Origin of the sequence: Falsiroseomonas oryzae, assembly GCF_027856955.1 — a bacterium.
GTDB classification, from domain to species: Bacteria; Pseudomonadota; Alphaproteobacteria; order Acetobacterales; family Acetobacteraceae; genus Falsiroseomonas; species Falsiroseomonas oryzae.
Genome location: NZ_JAPSMD010000078.1, coordinates 1 through 16,912 on the forward strand (window position 1 = coordinate 1; position 16,912 = coordinate 16,912).

Consider the following 16,912-nt stretch of genomic DNA (forward strand, 5'->3'; position numbering starts at 1 on the left):
CGGCCGCGCCGCCAGCAGCAGCCGGGCGGCGATCTCCGCGGGCTGCGCGCGCACGAAGGCGGGAGCGCCGAGATCGACGGCCAGCAGGTCGGCGGCCTCGCCGGGGGCGAGCACGGCGCCACCCGTCGCCATAGCCAGCGCCTGCTCGGGCGTCGGCCATTCCGCCTCTGGCCGGCCGACGCGGGGCAGCAGCAGAGCGAGCTTCGCGGCCTCCAGCATGTCCTGCGTGTCGTTGCTGCCGGCGCCGTCGCTGCCGACCGCGACGCGCACGCCGCGGGCCAGTGCCCGCCCCACCGGCGCGATGCCGCTGCCGAGGCGCAGGTTGGCCATGGGGTTGTGGACGAAGATCGTGCCCGTCCGCGCCATGCAGTCCAGCTCGGCATCCTCCAGGTGGACGCAATGCGCGTATTCAACCTGTGGTCCCGCCAGTCCGAGGCCGGCCAGGTGCAGGACGGCCCGCTGGCCATAGCGGTCCAGGCAGCGCGTGCGGTCCAGCGCCGTCTCGCAGACATGCAGGTGGACGAAGCCCCCATGCTCGCGGACCAGCGCGCCGAGGCCCGCCAGCAGCGCATCCGAGCAGCGCTGCGGCGCCGACGGCCCGAGCCCGATCGCGGCACCCGGCGGCGGGGCGCGCAGCAGCGCCTCCGCCAGCACCAGGCATGCCTGCGTGTCCATCGAGGGCGGGCCAGATGGCGAGGCGAGGTCGCGCAACATCACGGCAACCCGAGCGCGCATGCCGCTCTCGCCCCAGGCCGCGGCGGCGGCGGCGACCGTCTCGCGCGTCTGCGGGATCTGGCGGAAATGATCGGTGACGCGCACCGCCCCGCCGCGGATCGCCTCCGCCGCGCAGAGCAGCACGGCGTGACGGATTTCCTCGGCGGGCAGCGAATCCTCGCCTTCCGCGTATTGCACGCCGAGCCATTCGTCGAGCCGCGCCATCGGCGCGCGGCCGCGCGCCAGCGCCTCGGCGGAATGGGTGTGCGCGTTGGCGAAGGCGGGCAGCAGCAGCAGCCGCGTCGCGTCGATCGTCTCGGCGTCGTTGGGCGTGGCAGGCCCGGTGCCGATGGCGGCGACGCGGCCGTCCGCCAGCAGGACGTCAAGGCCTCGCCGCGGCGCCCAGTCGGCGCCGCCGGGCATCAGCGTGGCGTTGCGGAACAGCAGCGGTCTCATGCGGCGCTCACCCTCCGTCCCGCGGCAGGGCATGCCGCGCATGTGCTGCGATGTCGCCCGGGCGGCACAGCCAGATGCGGTCGCGCTCCGACGCCAGGCGCGCGAAGACGCGCCGCAGATGCTTCAGCCGGAACGGATGCCCGACCAGGAAGGGATGCAGCGAGAGGTTGAAGGTGAGCGGCCAGCGCGCCGAAAGGCGGAGGGATTCCTCAAGGGCGTCGATGAGCATGTCCGCCCACAACGCCGGCGGCCACTTGGCCGCGTGCAGGGCGGGGATGTCGTTGGTCGGCCGCGAATAGGGCACCGCGACGAGGTCGCGCCCGCTGCGTGTCGCGAGCCGCGTCGGCTGGTCGTCATGCGTCCAGTCCATCACGTAGTCGAAGCCGGCTTCCGCCAGCAGGTCCGGCGTCACATGCGTTTCCGCGACCCAGGGTCCCATCCAGCCGCGCGGCGCAGCCCCTTCCTCGCGCGCGATGCGGTCGCGGCAGGACAGGATCATGGCGCGCTCCGTCTCCTGGTCCATGTCGGACTGGCGTTCCGCATTGGTGCGGCCATGCCCGACGAACTCGTCGCCGCGCGCGCGGAAGGCCGCGGCAACCTGCGGGCACAGGTCGTAGATGGCGGTGTTGAGCAGCGCCGCGGCGGGGATGGCGTGCTCGTCCAGCGCGTCGAGCAGGTTCCACACGCCGACGCGGTTGCCCCAGTCGCGGAAGCCGAAATTCTGCACGTCCGGCTCGGGCAGCGGATTGACCAGCGGAATGCCGAGCCCTTCGGCGAAGGGGAACGCCTCCAGGTTCACGGCGACGAAGACGGCAAGCCGCGCTCCGTTCGGCCAGGACCATGCCGGGCGGTGCGCAATGGCCGAGTAGGGGTAGCGTCCGTGCTGCCTCATGCCGCGTCATACGCTGCCAGCAGGGCGCGGCCCAGCGCCTCGACCGTCGTGCCGTCGCGGCTCGGGTGGCGGCGCGCGGCGCGCGCGGTGGCCACGGCCGCGGCCTCCACCTGCGCGAGGTCGAGGTCGGGGAAGGCACCGTCGCGATAGAGCACGCGGCCCGCGACCATGGTCATCCGCACGTCGCGGCCGCTGGCGCGTGCCATCAGCAGGTCGGGCAGCGACATGTCGGGGTCGCACCAGGGATGCCGGGCCGGCGCCGGGTCGAGCGCGATGATGTCGGCGGCATAGCCCGGCGCGATGCGGCCGATGCGACCGTTCAGGCCCAGCACATGCGCGCCGGCCTCGGTCGCCATCGCCAGGCGTTCGGCCCAGCCCGGCGCCGGCGGCGAGGCGGTGGCGCGGCTGCCGGCCAGTGCGGCCAGCAGGCGCAGCTCCGCCCAGGGATCGCGGTCGTCCTGCAACTCGCAATCGTCGCCGCCGAGCGCGAGCCGTACGCCCGCCGCGCGCAGCGCCGCATAGTCCGGCACGCCGCAGCCCAGCCGCAGGTTGCTGCCGGGATTGGCCACGAGCGTGGTGCCGGTCTTGGCCATCAGCGCGATGTCCTCGCCCGTCAGGAACACGCCATGCGCCGCGCTGGCGCCCGGGCCGAGCACGCCCAGCGTGGCGAGGCGGCGCAGCGTGCCCTCCGGATAGAGCGCCGCGCAAGCGCGGGCCTGCGCCGGGCTTTCCAGCAGGTGGAAATGGAGCGGCGCCTGGCGGTCGCGCGCGGCGGCCGCGATATCGGCGAACAGCGCGTCGCTGACCCATTGCGGGCCGGCCGGCCCAAAGCCAAGGGAGAGGCGCGGATGGTCGCGCCAGCGCGCGGCGAGGCTGTCGAAGGCCGCGACTGCCGCTTCGGCCGTGCCCGGGAAGGGATGCCGGCGCAGGCTCAGCGCCAGTTCGCGCAGCGCAGGATCGAGGCCGGCCAGGAACGTGGCCTCGTCCACCGTGCCAGGATAAACCAGCGCGCCGCGATCGGCGACGCCGAGCATCACCGCGGCGCGTATGCCGGTGGCGTCGTAGGCGCGCAGCACCGTCTCGACCTCCTCCGCCTGGTCGCCGCCATAGGACCAGTTGGCGTGCAGGCAGGCCGTGACGCCGTTGGCGAGCATGCGCAGCGCGGCGAGCTGCACCAGCGGGAAGGCATCCGGCGCGCCGCGCCGGCGACGCCGGTTGCCCCAGGCTTCCAGCCGGTCGTCGCGATAGCCGAGCTGCGCCTGCGACAGCCCGCGCCCGTGCTGGTGCGCATTGACGAAGCCGGGCAGCAGCACCAAGGCGCCGAGATCGAGCGCTTCCGCTGCCGTGCCCTCCGCCGCGTCACCGGTGGCGACGACGCTGCCGTGCTCGACCAGCACCCGTCCCGGGCTTTCCGGCGGCGCCTCGCCGCCCGGGATCAGCGTCGCGGCGCGGAGGAGCGTCGCGCCCATCTCACGCCGCGCCGGCGAGCGCCGGCGGCAGCAACTCCGCGATAAGGTCCTCGAGCAGTTCGGGCAGGGCCAGCGGCGTCGCGCCGCCGCCACCCCGGCCGAAGGGGCCCGCTGCCGCCTTGGTCGTGATGCCGAGACGCGCGGCCAGCCGCTGCAGCGCGGCCTGGCATTGCGGCCGGGTCGGCAGGGCCGTGATGCGGGCCTCCGCCGGCAGCAGGTCGTTCGATCCGACCAGCGCCAGGCGCTCGCCGCCCGCCAACCTGGTTGCGGCGATGCCGTGCGCCGCGCGTTCCGCGCGCGCGACGACGAAGGAACGGTGCGTCAGACCCGGCGCGACCCAGGAGATGCGCTGCGTGTAGAGACCGCCGAAGCGCGTCAGCGCCTTCGCCACCACCTCCGCCATCGCGTTGTGCATGGCGACATAGGCGCGCTTCTCGTTCGGCCCCCAAGCCCAGCGCGTGGCGGAGATTCGCGTCGCGGTGCAGTCCGGCCGCCAGGGCGAGACGGCATTGCCGCGCTCCTCGAACAGGCCCGGATCGTCGTATTGCACGGCCGGCGAGACACCGCCGGGATAGCGCAGCATGTGCTCGTAGGGCACGAGCCCGAGCGGCTCCGAGATGACGGCGCGGTGCACTACCGTGCCGGAGGGATGCAGCAGCGGCGCCAGGCTGAACAGCGCCTCGGGCTCGTCTGCCTCTCGCAGCGGCAGCAGCATGGGGTCGGCCGGTGCGGTGGGCGCGAAGCCGGCGGCCAGCAGCGCGGCGTTGATGCGGCGATGCTCGGTCGAGAGGATGTAGGGCTTGGTCGCCGTGCAGGGCAGCAGCAGCAGGATGCGGCGCGACGCCGGGGGCAGCGAGGGCTGGTAGTCCTTCAGGACAAAGTCGAACCAGGCCCGGATCGCCGGATGATCCAGCGCATCGACATTGTCCTGCGGGCAATACAGCGCGAGCGTCGGGTCCAGCACGAAGGGCGGGCGATACTTCGCGGCGGATTCGCGCAGGCGCTGCGCGCGGTCGTCGGTTGTGACCATGCTCAGGTCTCCAGCAGCGAGGCGGGGAACAGCTCCTCCGGCGCCAGGTCGCGTTGCAGCAGGCCTTCGGCGCGCATGTAGCGGATCAGCGTGGCGAACATGTGCCGGTTCTTCGCGAAGCCCACGGACCAGAAATCCTCGCCCAAGAGCCGCTCCGTCTCCTCGAGGTGCTGCGCCAGCCAGGGCAGCCCGACGGCGAGCGTCGCGCTGTCGTGCAGCCGCAGCCTTGCCTGGCGCTGGCTTTCCGCGAAGGCGTCGAACAGCGCGCGCGGCAGCCAGGGATTGGCCTCGACCAGGTGCGACTTCACAGCGACCAGGTGCATCGGCGGATAGATGCCGGTCCTGCGGAAATGCTCGAGTTCGGCGGCCATGGGATCGGCGAAGAGCCGGCCGACCTTGTCCGGTTCGGTGAAGTAGGTCGAAGGCGCGCGGGCGGTGTAGAGCGCGTCGATCTCGCCATCCGCCAGCATGCGCGACAGGGATCGGTCGGTCACCTGCTCCACGCGGATGCCGGGCGGGTAGAATTGCGGATGGTCGTCGCCGGCGCGCGGCGCCTCCGCGCCGGCGGTGACGTAGATCGGCGCGTCCACCGGCAACCCGTGATGCTCGGCGAAGATGCCGCGCAGCCAGACCGCGGCGGCCATGTCCCAGACCATCGTGCCGACGCGCCGCCCGGCCAGGTCCGTCGGCTTCGTGAGTCCCTTCGCCTTGTTCACGAAGACGCAGGAGAAGCGGAAGTGGCGCGAGGGGAAGACGGGGATGCCCACATAGTCCTGCCGCGCCCTGTCGAAATGGCGCAGCCAGGTCGCGATGGGGAATTCCGTGCAGTCGAAGCGGTGCGTCGTCATCTGCAGGTTGAACAGCGGCTGCAGCGGCATCACGGTGACCTCGGGCGTCACGCCGGCGATTGGCACGGTGCCCTCCGCCAGCGCGCGCAGCCTGTCGCAGTCGGAGGCGCCGATGGTCAGGCGCAGCGTCTCGGTCATGGGGCAGGCACCTTCTCCATCCAGTGGCGCGCGGCAGCGAGCCGCGTGGCCTGCCAGACCTCCGGCGCATCGCCGAGCAGGTCCAGGAAGCGGCGCAGCGCATCGAAGCGCGCGGGCTGGCCGGTGACGCGGGCGTGCAGGCTCACCACCATCATCCGCGTGGCCGCCCGCGCCTCGTCGCGCAGCACGCGGAAGGCGGCGGCAAGCTGCGCGAGGAAATCGTCCGCCGTGCCAAGCTTCGCGGTCGCCAGGCGGTTGTCGTTCAGCACGAAGCTGTGCGGCATCATCAGGTGCGGCGCGCCGTACACCGTGGTCCAGCAGGGCAGGTCCTCGGCGTAGAAATCGGCGTCGTAGAGGAAGCCGTGCCGCTTCAGGATGCGCCGCGTCGCGAGGCTCGGCGCGTAGCGGCTCTGCCAGCCGAGCGGCCGGCGTCCCGTTGTCGCCTCCAGGCTGGCCACGGCCTGCGCCACGTCGGCCTCCTGCTCGGCCTCGGTCAGCGTCCAGTGGCGCCGGAAGCCGTATCCATGCGCCTGCACCTCGTGCCGGGGATGCGCGCGGATGGCCGCCGCCAGCGGCGCGTTCCGCTCCAGCGCGCGGCCGCAGCAGGAGAGCGTAAGTGCCAGGCCGCGTGCCTCCGCCTCTTGCCAGATGCGCCACACGCCGGCCCGCGCGCCGTACTCGAACAGGCTCTCCGCCAGCAGGTCGCGCGTGCCGGGCGCCACCTCGCCCGCGATGCCGTCCGTCAGCGCGAGTTCGGTCGCCGGGTCGCCATCCGGGATCGAAGGTTCCGCGCCTTCCTCGATGTTCAGCACGATCACCAGGGCCAGGCGGGCCCCATTCGGCCAGGTGACGTCGGGCGTCCGTCCGGCATAGCCCACGAAGTCGCGCGGCGGCGTCATGCCAGCGCGGGCGCCAGCGTCTCGGCTGCGGCCAGCAGCATCGCGTCGGAATGCGGCGGGCCGATGAGCGAGAGACCGAGCGGGATGCCCTCCACCGTGCCCGCCGGCAGGTTGACCTGCGGCAGCCGGCACAGGCTCGCCACGCAGGTCAGGGCCAGGGTGCGGTCGCGAAAGGCGATCTGGTCCGCCACCGGAGCGCCCACCTTTGGCGGCAGGTCATGCGCCGTCGGGATCACCAGCAGCCCGTCGCTGCCGAGCAGGTCGTGCAGCCGCGCAGCAAGCGCCTCCCGCGCGACCCAGGCGGCGGCGATCGCCGCGGCGGGTACCTGGCCGGCGAGCAACATGCGCTCCGCGACCAGGGGCGAGAGGCGGCGGCCCGGCACGCTTGCCCAGGTGCCATGCGTCGCCCAGAGCTCGCCGAGCTGCAAAGGGCGGAATGTGTCCAGCCAGTGCGGGATGCCCTCGGCATAGAGCGTTACGGATCGCGCGGCACCGAGACGCGCCGCAGCGCCGCGCAGCGCCGCCCCGACCTCCGGCGTGCAGATGGCGAAGGCGTCCTCCGCCAGCAGCAGGCGCGGCGATGCCGGTGCCGTGCCGAAGTAGAGCGCTCCGATCCGGCGCAGCAGTGCAGCTTCGCGGGCGAACCAGCCGACCGTATCGAAGCTCGGCGCCATCGGCATGAGACCGGCCGTGGAGACGCGGCCATGCGTGGTGCGGATGCCGAACAGGCCGCAGAAGCTGGCGGGTACGCGGACCGATCCACCGGTGTCCGTGCCGAAAGCGAAGTCGCAGAGCCCCGCCGCGACCGCGGCCGCGGAGCCGGAGGAGGATCCGCCGGGCACGCGATCCGGCGCGCGCGGATTGATCGGCGGGCCGTAATGCGGGTTCTCGCCGAACATCCCGCTGGCCAGCTCGTCGGTGTGCGTCTTGCCGACCAGCGTCGCGCCCGCCGCCAGCGGCGGCAGCAGCGCGCTGGCCGTGGTCAGTGCCACCGGCGCCTCCGCGAGGCGGTCCGGGTTGCCCCAGCCCGCCTTCGTGCCGACCACGTCGAACAGGTCCTTCGCCGCGAAGGTCAGCCCCGCCAGCGGGCCCTGCGCGGCACCGGGCAGCGTCACCGCCCCATGCGCGACGAAGGCGCTGGCGCGGACGGCTTCCGGCGTCATTCCGCCGCGTCCCGGACCGCCGCGCGAGGAAGGCCGTAGCTGTCCATGAAGCGCTCCACCATGCCGCGTGGGCCTGACCAGTCGTGGAAGCGGTAGGAATTGCCGCGGATGGCGAATTGCGGGCCGGAGTAGAACATCTCGTATTGCAGGTGGCGCGAGCCGAATTCCGAGCCGATGGCGTCCCAGGCCAGCTTCATCAGCTTCACGCGCCCGAGCGAGTCCGTGGCAGGGGAGCGTTGCGCGGCGTGGATCAGCGCTTCCGTCTCGCCGCCGTCGAAATCCGCCGCCGAGGACGGCACCATGATCAGCCCGCCGCCCGACAGCAGTCGGATGGCTTCGACGAATTCGGGATAGGTGGTCTGCGCCACGGTCTGCGCGGCGACCAGCAGGCGGCGGTCGGGCACGAAGGTGCCGTGGAAATCCTCGCCTGCGGCCTCCATGGCGATCACCAGCGCCTCGATGTTGGAGGCCTTGGCCGCCAGCAGGCCCAGCGTCTCCCGCGTCTGCGGGAAGCCGAGGATGCCGTTGGTCTCCGCCACCTTGTGCGCCAGGCCCAGCAGGAACCGCAGCTTCACCGCCAGCCGCACGATGCACTGGTAGTTCTGCATCACATGCGCGCGCGTCTCATGCCATTGCGCCTGCATCATGCGCAGGTCGCGGTGCACGAGCACCCGCTCCCACGGGATCGTCACGTCGTCGAAGAACACCACCGCGTCGTTCTCGTCGAAGCGGGCGGCGAGCGGATAGTCGAATACGGTGCCGGATGCCGCCTCGTAGCTGCGGCGGGAATGCATCTTCACGCCCTTCGTCGCCATCGGCGTGACGGCGGTGAAGGCATAGGGCTCGTCGCCCGGCTGCAGCGCGACGATGCCGCTGACCATCAGCTCGTTCGCCATCACGCCCGCGGTGGCCAGCATCTTGGCGCCGCGGATGGTGATGCCCTGCGCGTCCTCGTCAACCACGCGCGCGACCAGGTCGCCGCCCGGCTGGTCCTTGGCCTGCTTCGCCTTGTCGGCCTGCGGGTTGATGATGACGTAGGCAACCCAGTGGTCCGCGTCGCGGATGAAGCGGAAATAGTCCTCCAGCGCGGCGGCGCGCCGCTTGTCGTACTCCTGCCAGACATGCAGCCCGGCCATGAAGCCGACGAAGGTGGAGGCGACATGGTCGGGCGAGCGGCCCATCATGCCGCAGGACAGCTCCGCCCAGCGTTCCATCGCGCGCCGCCGGGTCACCAGTTCCGCATGGTTGCGCGGACTCATCCAGGCCAGGTTCACGCGGCGGCCCGGCGCGGTCGGGCTTTCGAAGGTCATCTCCTCGGCATGCGCGACCTGGTGGCCGTAGAGTGCGGCGGCGGAGGCGACGGCCCCGGCGAAGGCGGGGTCGGTCGTGACATCCGCCACGCGGCGCCCGTCGATCAGCACCGTGCGGCCGTCGCGCAGGCTGCGCAGATGGGCCTCGGCGTCCTTGATCATGGCGACGTCCTCAGCTGCTGGGGTCGGAGGCGAGGCGGAGGGAGACGAGCTCCCGCTCATCGTAGGCGAGCAGGCGGGCGTGGTCAGCCTCCGCCTGTTCCAGGAACAGGTCGCGTACGATGCCGCGCGCGATCCGCTCCACCGTCGGACGCAGCATGGAGATGCCGGCGGAGGAGACGGTGCTGACGAGCGAGCCGAGCGAGACCGTGCGCACGCGCCGCACCCACGCACCGTCCGGCGTGCGCGAGGTGAAGGCGCAGTCGGGGCCGAGATAGGGGAAGCCGGCGACGGTCGCATGCGCCAGTCCGGGGGGCGGCGCGTAGACGTCGCGCCACAGCGCGGCATGGCGCGCGACCTCGGCCAGCTCCGGCCGGCGCGCGAGGTCCACCACCAGGCCGGTGCCGAGGATCAGGAAGTCGGCCTCGAAGCGGCCGCGCGGCGTGTCCAGCCGGATGGCGCCGCCGTCCAGGCCCACCGCCTCAAGCGGCGCGCCGAGATGCACGTGGAACTGCGGATGCGCGGCGCAGCGGTCCCATGTCTCCTGCGGCGGCGGCTGGCTCAGCGTGAACAGGCTGTGCATGTAGCGCCACTTCAGCGCGTCCGGCAGGTCGGCATAGTGCTGCAGGAAGCCGGCGAACTCGATCCAGCGGTTCGGGTTCGCGCGCGGCAGGGCCGCGCGGCGCGCCAGCAGGTCCACCCGCGCGGCGCCGTGTTCCAGCGCCGTCGCCGCATTGTCGAAGGCCGAGGCGCCCGCCCCGACCACGACCACGCGGCGCCCGGCCAGGGCGGCAAAGTCGATCGGCTCCGCGGTGTGGGCATAGCGGTCGCGCGGCAGGCCGCGGGCGACGATGTCCGGCACCGCCCAGGCGCCGTTGCCGTCCATGCCCGTTGCCAGCACGACATGACGCGCCAGCACCGTGCGGCCTGCGCCGTCCGCGGAGACGGCCTGCAGCGCGATCACCTGCGCGTCGCGGGGCGCTATCGCGGCGACGCGCCAGCCATGATCCACCGTCAGGTCCATCCGCGCGGTCAGCCAGGCCAGGTAGTCGTGCCAGTCCTCCCGCGCGATCTTGCCCAGGGCGGCCCAGGCCGGCGCGCCGTAGCGCGCCTCGAACCAGGCGCGCACGGAGAGCGAGGCGAAGCCGAGCTCCGGGCCGGTCACATGCTTCGGTGTGCGCAGCGTCTCCATCCGCGCGAAGCGCCGCCAGATCCCCGCCGCGCCGGGTGCGGCCTGGTCCAGCAGCACGACGTCCCGCACCGCGGAGAGCCGCAGGGCGAAGGCCGTCGCGACGCCATGCTGCCCGGCGCCGACGATGGCGACGTCGTGCACATGGCCCTCGGCGCGCAAGACCGGGCGTACCCAGGGACGCGCGGGGTAGCTCAGCGTCGCCAGGTCCCAGGCGGCGCGCTGGGCAAGCTGCGCGAGCCGCGCCTCGGCGTCGGGCAGCGGCAGCAGGCGCTGCGGTGGAAGCACGTCCATCGTCCGGGCCGCCCTCAGCTCCCCAGCGTCGGCAGCATCCGGTCGGCCTGGGGCGGCAGGAAGTCGGTGCGCATGAAGCTGTCCACCGCGGGGGGCGTGGTGACGCCGAAGGCCTCCGCGACGATGGCCACCATGGCGCGCGCGCGGGCCGGATCGACATGGCCGGTGCCGTTGGCGGCGACCGCCGGTGTCAGCACGACATCGCGCATGGTGAAGGCGAAGCGCGCATTCTCCAGCGCCTGGTCGGTCAGCGGCTCCCGCGCGCGGATCGCGGCGACGGCGGCAGCGGGGTCGGTGATGGAATCCCGCAGCCCCGCGATCGTCGCCCGCACCAGCGCGCGCACCACGCCGGGGTCGCGCTGCGCGTAGTCGGCCGTGGTCAGCAGCCCGTTGCCGTAGATGTCCACGCCATGGTCGTTGTAGCGGAACATCCGGATGTCGGCTGGCCGGGCGCCGAGGGTCTGCAGCACGAAGAAGGCTGAGGAGACGAAGGCGGTGATCGCGTCGGCCTCGCCCCGGTGCAGCATCGGCTCGCGCAGCGGGGGTGCCACCGTGATCCAGCTGACGTCGTTCGGCGACAGGCCGTTGGCGCGGGCGAAGGCAGGGAACAGCGTGCGCCCGGCATCGCCCACCGGCGCCGCCAGCCGCTTGCCGCGCAGGTCCGCCGGCCGCTCGATGCCGCGGCTGGCCAGAGTCACCACGGCGGCGAGCGTACGGTCGAAATACTGGTAGACGTTCACCACCGCACGGCCGGGATTGTCGGCATTGTGCTTGACGATCGCGCCCGGGTCGCCGAAGCCGAAATCGGCCGCGCCGGCGGCGATCTTCGTCACCACGTCGCCCGATCCGTAGCCGCGCTGGATGTCCACCTGCAGCCCTTCGCGCGCGAAGTAGCCGCGGTCCGCCGCGAGGAACCAGGCCGCGTGATGCGCCAGCGGCGTCCAGTCCAGCATGAAGCGGATCTGCCGGCGCTGCGCGAGGGCGGGGCGGGCGAGCGGCACGGCCAGCGCCCCGCTGCCCAGAAGCAGCGCGCTGCGGCGGGAAAGGCGGGTCATCGGCACCTCCGTGTCAGGGCAGGATCCCGCGGAGCGGCGCGGCGCGCCGGCACGGTCGTGCGTGCGGCGGCCAGCGGGATGTGCGGTCGGGCTCTCGTGGGAAGGGATGCGTGCAAGGCTTCACGGCGACGTTGGGCTGCGCGGCCGCGTGGGCCGTCAGCGGCACATGGATGTCGCCCAGGCCCGGATTTCCGGATCACCAGAGCAGCGTCAGCCTACCAAGCCGGCGGTGGGTCGCGAGAGCGAAGCGTGCCGAAATTGTCCCGCCCGGACCGCAGATGCCGCTTTCCTGGGCAGGCCGCGGCAAGGCTGCGCAAAAGGCGTGCGCAAGGCCGCAGCGCCGCCGCGACGGGGGCAGGCGCCGGCGTCGCCGCGCGTCAGCGCAGGTAGCGGCGCTCGATCTCCCGCATGCCGGCGTCGCCTTGCAGTGCGAAGACGTCCGCGACGGTCGCGATCCCGCCTTCCACTCCGGCGATGCCACCCTCCGCCAGGATGCGGCGGAAGGTGTCGCGCATCGCCGCGACGGCGGCGCGGATCGCATGGTTGCCGCAGATGACGAGGCCGACCTTCCCGAGCGCCGTGATCTCCGCGAAGGACAGATCGGGATAGCTGGTCGGCACCAGGGCCAGCGGCACGGTCCCCAGCCAGGCTCGGCAGAAGGACAGCACCTCGTCCGGCGTCTTCTGCTTGCTGTGGACCAGCACCGCATCGGCCCCGGCCTCGGCATAGGCGGCGCCCCGTGCCAGCGCCTCGCGCTCGCCCAGGCCGGCGATCAGCGCCTCCGTGCGCGCGATCACCAGCATTCCGCCGCCATGCGCCCTGGCGGCCTCCAGCTTGCCCTGGAATTCGCCGACCGGCACCAGCTCCTGCCGCCCGCCGGCGCGCAGGCTGCTGTCCTTGGGGAAGGTCTTGTCCTCGATCACCACGGCGGCGACGCCCGCGGCCGCGTACTGCGGCATGGCGTAGGCGACGTTCACGGCATTGCCGAAGCCGGTGTCCACGTCGGCGATGATCGGCGCGTCCTGCACCTCGGCGATGGCGCGCATCATGGCGAGATGCGTGCCCATCGGCAGGATGCTGGCATCGGGCACGGCGTGGGAGGCAGAGAGCTCGAACCCGCTGCCCCAGATCGCGTCGAAGCCGGCCTCCGCGGCCAGCTTCGCCGCCAGCGGGTTGTGCGCGGCCATCGCCAGCGCCGGCCGCCGCACGTCCAGCCGCGCGCGCAACGCCGCCGCGCGGGAATTGTCCTGGCCCATCCTGCCTCCTCGCGACCGATCAGGCCGGCTCCACGCGCACGGCGCAGTACTTGAACTCGGGAATGTGGGCGAAGGGATCCAGCTGCGGGTTGGTCAGCAGGTTTGCCGCGGCCTCGTGATACGCGAATGGCAGGAAGACAAGGCCTTCCGGTAGGCCGGGATCGGCGCGCGCCAGCAACTCCACCGTGCCGCGCCGTGTGGAGAGGCGTACGCGGTCGCCCGCTTCCAGCCCCAGGCGCCGCAGGTCGGCCGCCGCCAGCGACGCGGTCGGCCCGGGCTGCAGCGCGTCCAGCGTCGCGGCACGGCGCGTCATCGCGCCGGTGTGCCAGTGCTCGAGCTCGCGCCCCGTGGTCAGCACGAAGGGGAAGTCGTCGTCCGGCATCTCGGCGGGATCGGAGAGCCCGGCCGGCACCAGCCGCCCGCGACCCGTCGCGGTCGGGAAGCGGTCGCCGAAGACGATCGCCTCGCCCGGGGCGTCGGGTGCGTGGCAGGGGTAGGTCACGCTGTCCTCGCGCAGCAGGCGGTCCCAGGTGATGTTCGCCAGGCTCGGCATGGCCTGCGTCATCTCCGCGAAGACCTCGCGCGGATGCGCGTAGTCCCAGCGCAGGCCGAGGCGGCGCGCGATCTCCACGATGATGCCGAGGTCCTGCCGCGCCTGGCCGGGCAGGGGCAGCGCCGTGCGGCCCATCTGCACCTGGCGGTTGGTGTTGGTCACCGTGCCGTCCTTCTCGGGCCAGGCAGAGGCCGGCAGCACCACATCGGCCAGCGCCGCCGTCTCGGTCAGGAAGATGTCCTGCACGACCAGGTGGTCCAGCCTCGCCAGTCCGGCGCGCGCATGGGTGAGGTCGGGATCCGACATCGCGGGGTTCTCGCCCATGATGTACATGCCGGCGATCTCCCCGCGTTCCATCGCCTGCATGATCTCCACCACAGTGAGCCCGGGCTCCGGGTCCAGCCTCGCGTCCCACAGCGCTTCCAGCCGGTGGCGCGTCGCATCCTCCCGCACCGGGTGGTAGTCGGGGAAGGACATGGGGATCAGCCCGGCGTCGGAGGCGCCCTGCACGTTGTTCTGCCCCCGCAGCGGATGCAGCCCCGTGCCGGGCCGTCCGACCTGGCCGCAGAGCAGCGCCAGCGCGATCAGGCAGCGCGCATTGTCGGTGCCGTGCGTGGACTGGCTGATGCCCATGCCCCACAGGATCAGCGCGCTGCGCGCCCGCGCGTAGAGCCGCGCGACACGGCGGATCTGCTCGGCCGGCACCCCGCAGAGCGGCGCCATCGCCTCCGGCGTCAGCGCGGCGACGTGGTCGCGCAGGCGCTCGAAATCCTCGGTGTGGGCGGCGACGTATTGCCGGTCGTGCAGCCCCTCCGCGACGATCACGTGCAGCATGGCGTTCAGCAGCGGCACATCGCGACCCGGCGTGAAACGCACCACCTCCGTCGCGTGCCGGTCCAGCCCGGTGCCGCGTGGATCCATCACGACAAGCTGCGTCCCGCGCGTCGCGGCTTCCTTGAGGAAGGTGGCGGCGACCGGGTGGTTCTCCGTCGGCCGCGCGCCGATCACCAGCACCACCTCCGCGTCGAGCGCCGCGGTGAAGGGCGCCGTCACGGCGCCGCTGCCGATGCCCTCGATCAGCGCCGCGACGGAGGCGGCGTGGCAGAGCCGCGTGCAGTGGTCCACGTTGTTGGTGCCGAAGCCCGTGCGCACGAGCTTCTGGAACAGATAGGCCTCCTCGTTGGACCCCTTCGCCGAGCCGAAGCCGGCCAGCGCGTTGGGCCCGCGCGTGTCGCGGATGCGGCGCAGCCCGTCGGCGGCGCGGGCCAGCGCCTCCTCCCAGCTCGCCTCGCGGAACTTCGCGCGCGCGGCGGTCGGGTCGTCGCAATCGGCGGGATCCTTCGTCGCGCCCTCGCGCCGCACCAGCGGCACGGTCAGCCGGTCGCGGTGGCGCACGTAGTCGAAGCCGAAGCGCCCCTTCACGCAGAGCCGGCCCTGGTTGGACGGGCCGTCGCGCCCCGTCACCTCCACGATCGCGTCGTCGCGCACATGGAAGTCCACCTGGCAGCCGACGCCGCAATAGGGGCAGACGGAGGGCACGACGCGTTCCTCCGCCTGGATGCGCGCGCCGTCCTGCACCACCGATTTCGGCAGCAGCGCCCCGGTCGGGCAGGCCTGCACGCATTCGCCGCAGGCGACGCAGCTGCTCTCGCCCATCGGCAGCGCCGCGTCGAACACCACCTGCGCGGCGATGCCGCGATGCGCGAAGCCGATGACGTCGTTGTGCTGCACCTCGCGGCAGGCGCGTTCGCACAACCCGCACTGGATGCAGGCATCCAGCTGCACCAGCATGGCCGGATGGCTGGAATCCGGCGCGGGTCCTGCGGGTTCGGGCGGGAAGCGGCTCTCCTGCAGGCCGAGGCGTCCGGCCCAGCGCGCGAAGCCGCCGGTGGCATCCCGCGCCGCGGCGCCGGGCTGGTCGGCCAGCAGCAGCTCGAACACCATGCGCCGGGCGTGCCGCACGCGGTCCGTGGCGGTGCGCACCTGCATCCCCGCAGCGGGCTTCCGGATGCAGGAGGCCGCGAGCACGCGCTCGCCCGCGACCTCCACCAGGCAGGCGCGGCAATTGCCGTCGGGCCGGTAGCCCGGCCGCTCCAGATGGCAGAGATGCGGCACCTCGGTGCCGAGCCGCGTCGCCACCTGCCAGATCGTCTCGCCCGGCGCGGCCTCCACCTCCTGGCCGTCCAGCGTGAAGCGGACGCTCATGGGATCGTCTCCGCGGGGAAGTGGCGCAGCAGGGCGCGCACCGGGTTCATCGCGGCCTGGCCCAGCCCGCAGATCGAGCCGTCGGCCATGGCCTGCGCCAGTTCCTCCAGCAGCGCGCGATTCCAGCGCGGCGCGTCCAGCAGCCGCGCCGCCTTCGCCGTACCGACGCGGCAGGGCGTGCATTGCCCGCAGCTCTCGTCGCGGAAGAAGCGCAGCAGGTTGCGCGCGGCCTCCGCAAGATCGTCCTGGTCCGAGAGCACCACCACCGCCCCCGAGCCGACGAAGCAGCCGAGCGGCTCCAGCGTGCCGAAATCGAGCGGCAGGTCGCCGAGGCTCGCCGGCAGGATGCCCCCGGAGGCGCCGCCCGGCAGATAGGCCGCGAAGCGATGCCCCGGCAGCATGCCGCCCGCATGTTCCTCGATCAGCTCGCGCGCCGAGATGCCCGCGGGCGCGAGCTTCGCGCCAGGATCGCGCACGCGGCCGGAGACGGAGAAGACGCGCATCCCGCTGCGGCCGCGCCGCCCCTGCGCGGCATGGTCCGCCGCGCCGGCGTCGGAGCCGAGGATGCGCGGCAGGAACCACAGCGTCTCCACGCCGTGGATCAGCGTGGGCCGGCCGAACAGGCCGGCCTCGCCGGGGAAGGGCGGCTTGTGGCGCGGATAGCCGCGGCGGCCCTCCAGGCTTTCCAGCAGCGCCGTCTCCTCGCCGCAGATGTAGGCCCCGGCGCCGCGGCGCAGGTGGATCGGCAGGCGCGCCAGCCCGGCCTGCGCGACCGCCGCGATCTCGCGTTCCAGGCCGTGGCGCAGATGCGGGTATTCGTCGCGCAGGTAGATCCAGCACGCCTCCGCGCCCACCGCCTGCGCAGCCAGCAGCATGCCTTCCAGCACGCGGTGCGGCTCCGTCTCCAGGCAGTGGCGATCCTTGAAGGTGCCGGGCTCGCCCTCGTCTGCGTTGACCACGAGGTGCCGAGGCCCGGGCTGGCTGCGCACCAGCTGCCATTTGCGCCAGCTCGGGAACCCGGCGCCGCCGAGCCCGCGCAGCCCGGACGCCTGGACGCGCGCCAGCATCGCCTCGGGCGTGATATCGCCGGCCAGCGCCGCGGCGAGCGTGGCGTAGCCGCCCCGTGCGCGATAGTCGGCCAGGGTGGGTGGGGCGGCCGTCAATTCCGGCGCGGCGATGGCGCGGGCCACGCGCCCGACGCTCGCATGCGGGACCTGCGCATGGCCCACCGCGCAGGCCGGCGCCTGGTGACACGCCCCCATGCAGGGCGCCGCCACCACGC

13 protein-coding genes are annotated in these 16,912 nt (G+C 73.1%); all 13 read right to left on the reverse strand.

Going from position 1 to position 16,912, the window contains the following annotated elements:
• A partial coding sequence (locus OZN99_RS10525; protein ID WP_270935169.1) for an amidohydrolase family protein occupies positions 1-1,170 on the reverse strand: 1,170 nt, incomplete at its 3' end.
• A gap of 7 nt (positions 1,171-1,177) precedes the next feature.
• A complete protein-coding gene (locus tag OZN99_RS10530) occupies positions 1,178-2,062 on the reverse strand; it encodes a polysaccharide deacetylase family protein (protein ID WP_270935170.1) in 885 nt (294 codons plus the stop codon).
• Positions 2,059-3,531 (reverse strand): amidohydrolase family protein, encoded by a 1,473-nt coding sequence (locus OZN99_RS10535; RefSeq protein WP_270935171.1) that lies wholly within the window; start codon positions 3,529-3,531, stop codon positions 2,059-2,061. Before OZN99_RS10535 ends, OZN99_RS10530 begins: the two co-directional genes overlap by 4 nt.
• A gap of 1 nt (position 3,532) precedes the next feature.
• Positions 3,533-4,561, reverse strand: a complete 1,029-nt coding sequence (locus tag OZN99_RS10540) for a DUF5591 domain-containing protein (RefSeq protein WP_270935172.1) — start codon at positions 4,559-4,561, stop codon at positions 3,533-3,535.
• A gap of 2 nt (positions 4,562-4,563) precedes the next feature.
• Positions 4,564-5,547 carry a substrate-binding domain-containing protein gene (locus OZN99_RS10545; protein WP_270935173.1) on the reverse strand — a complete coding sequence of 328 codons (984 nt, stop codon included), beginning with the start codon at positions 5,545-5,547 and terminating at the stop codon, positions 4,564-4,566.
• Positions 5,544-6,446, reverse strand: a complete 903-nt coding sequence (locus OZN99_RS10550) for a polysaccharide deacetylase family protein (RefSeq protein WP_270935174.1) — start codon at positions 6,444-6,446, stop codon at positions 5,544-5,546. Before OZN99_RS10550 ends, OZN99_RS10545 begins: the two co-directional genes overlap by 4 nt.
• The gene (locus OZN99_RS10555) at positions 6,443-7,609 is read right to left on the reverse strand and encodes an amidase (protein ID WP_270935175.1); all 1,167 of its coding nucleotides are present in this window, start codon (positions 7,607-7,609) and stop codon (positions 6,443-6,445) included. The genes OZN99_RS10550 and OZN99_RS10555 overlap by 4 nt, the downstream gene beginning before the upstream one ends.
• On the reverse strand, positions 7,606-9,081 hold the full coding sequence (locus OZN99_RS10560; protein WP_270935176.1) for a 4-hydroxyphenylacetate 3-hydroxylase family protein: 1,476 nt from the start codon (positions 9,079-9,081) through the stop codon (positions 7,606-7,608). The genes OZN99_RS10555 and OZN99_RS10560 overlap by 4 nt, the downstream gene beginning before the upstream one ends.
• A gap of 10 nt (positions 9,082-9,091) precedes the next feature.
• Complete coding sequence (locus tag OZN99_RS10565) at positions 9,092-10,561, reverse strand: NAD(P)-binding domain-containing protein (protein WP_270935177.1); 1,470 nt, start codon at positions 10,559-10,561, stop codon at positions 9,092-9,094.
• 14 nt (positions 10,562-10,575) lie between these two features.
• Positions 10,576-11,616, reverse strand: a complete 1,041-nt coding sequence (locus OZN99_RS10570; protein WP_270935178.1) for an ABC transporter substrate-binding protein — start codon at positions 11,614-11,616, stop codon at positions 10,576-10,578.
• Positions 11,617-11,993: 377 nt separating this feature from the next.
• Complete coding sequence (locus OZN99_RS10575) at positions 11,994-12,872, reverse strand: phosphonopyruvate hydrolase (protein WP_270935179.1); 879 nt, start codon at positions 12,870-12,872, stop codon at positions 11,994-11,996.
• 19 nt (positions 12,873-12,891) lie between these two features.
• Complete coding sequence (gene fdhF, locus OZN99_RS10580; RefSeq protein WP_270935180.1) at positions 12,892-15,630, reverse strand: formate dehydrogenase subunit alpha; 2,739 nt, start codon at positions 15,628-15,630, stop codon at positions 12,892-12,894.
• Positions 15,627-16,912 (reverse strand): NADH-ubiquinone oxidoreductase-F iron-sulfur binding region domain-containing protein (locus OZN99_RS10585; RefSeq protein WP_270935181.1); only part of this gene is annotated, 1,286 nt, incomplete at its 5' end. The genes OZN99_RS10585 and fdhF, both read right to left, overlap by 4 nt.

Excerpts from the sequence above, each read along its gene's own strand:
- OZN99_RS10530 (WP_270935170.1), bottom strand. The coding sequence starts at position 2,062 with ATGAGGCAGCACGGACGCTACCCCTACTCGGCCATTGCGCACCGCCCG.
- OZN99_RS10535 (WP_270935171.1), bottom strand. The coding sequence starts at position 3,531 with ATGGGCGCGACGCTCCTCCGCGCCGCGACGCTGATCCCGGGCGGCGAG.
- OZN99_RS10540 (WP_270935172.1), bottom strand. The coding sequence starts at position 4,561 with ATGGTCACAACCGACGACCGCGCGCAGCGCCTGCGCGAATCCGCCGCG.
- OZN99_RS10545 (WP_270935173.1), bottom strand. The coding sequence starts at position 5,547 with ATGACCGAGACGCTGCGCCTGACCATCGGCGCCTCCGACTGCGACAGG.
- OZN99_RS10550 (WP_270935174.1), bottom strand. The coding sequence starts at position 6,446 with ATGACGCCGCCGCGCGACTTCGTGGGCTATGCCGGACGGACGCCCGAC.
- OZN99_RS10555 (WP_270935175.1), bottom strand. The coding sequence starts at position 7,609 with ATGACGCCGGAAGCCGTCCGCGCCAGCGCCTTCGTCGCGCATGGGGCG.
- OZN99_RS10560 (WP_270935176.1), bottom strand. The coding sequence starts at position 9,081 with ATGATCAAGGACGCCGAGGCCCATCTGCGCAGCCTGCGCGACGGCCGC.
- OZN99_RS10565 (WP_270935177.1), bottom strand. The coding sequence starts at position 10,561 with ATGGACGTGCTTCCACCGCAGCGCCTGCTGCCGCTGCCCGACGCCGAG.
- OZN99_RS10570 (WP_270935178.1), bottom strand. The coding sequence starts at position 11,616 with ATGACCCGCCTTTCCCGCCGCAGCGCGCTGCTTCTGGGCAGCGGGGCG.
- OZN99_RS10575 (WP_270935179.1), bottom strand. The coding sequence starts at position 12,872 with ATGGGCCAGGACAATTCCCGCGCGGCGGCGTTGCGCGCGCGGCTGGAC.
- fdhF (WP_270935180.1), bottom strand. The coding sequence starts at position 15,630 with ATGAGCGTCCGCTTCACGCTGGACGGCCAGGAGGTGGAGGCCGCGCCG.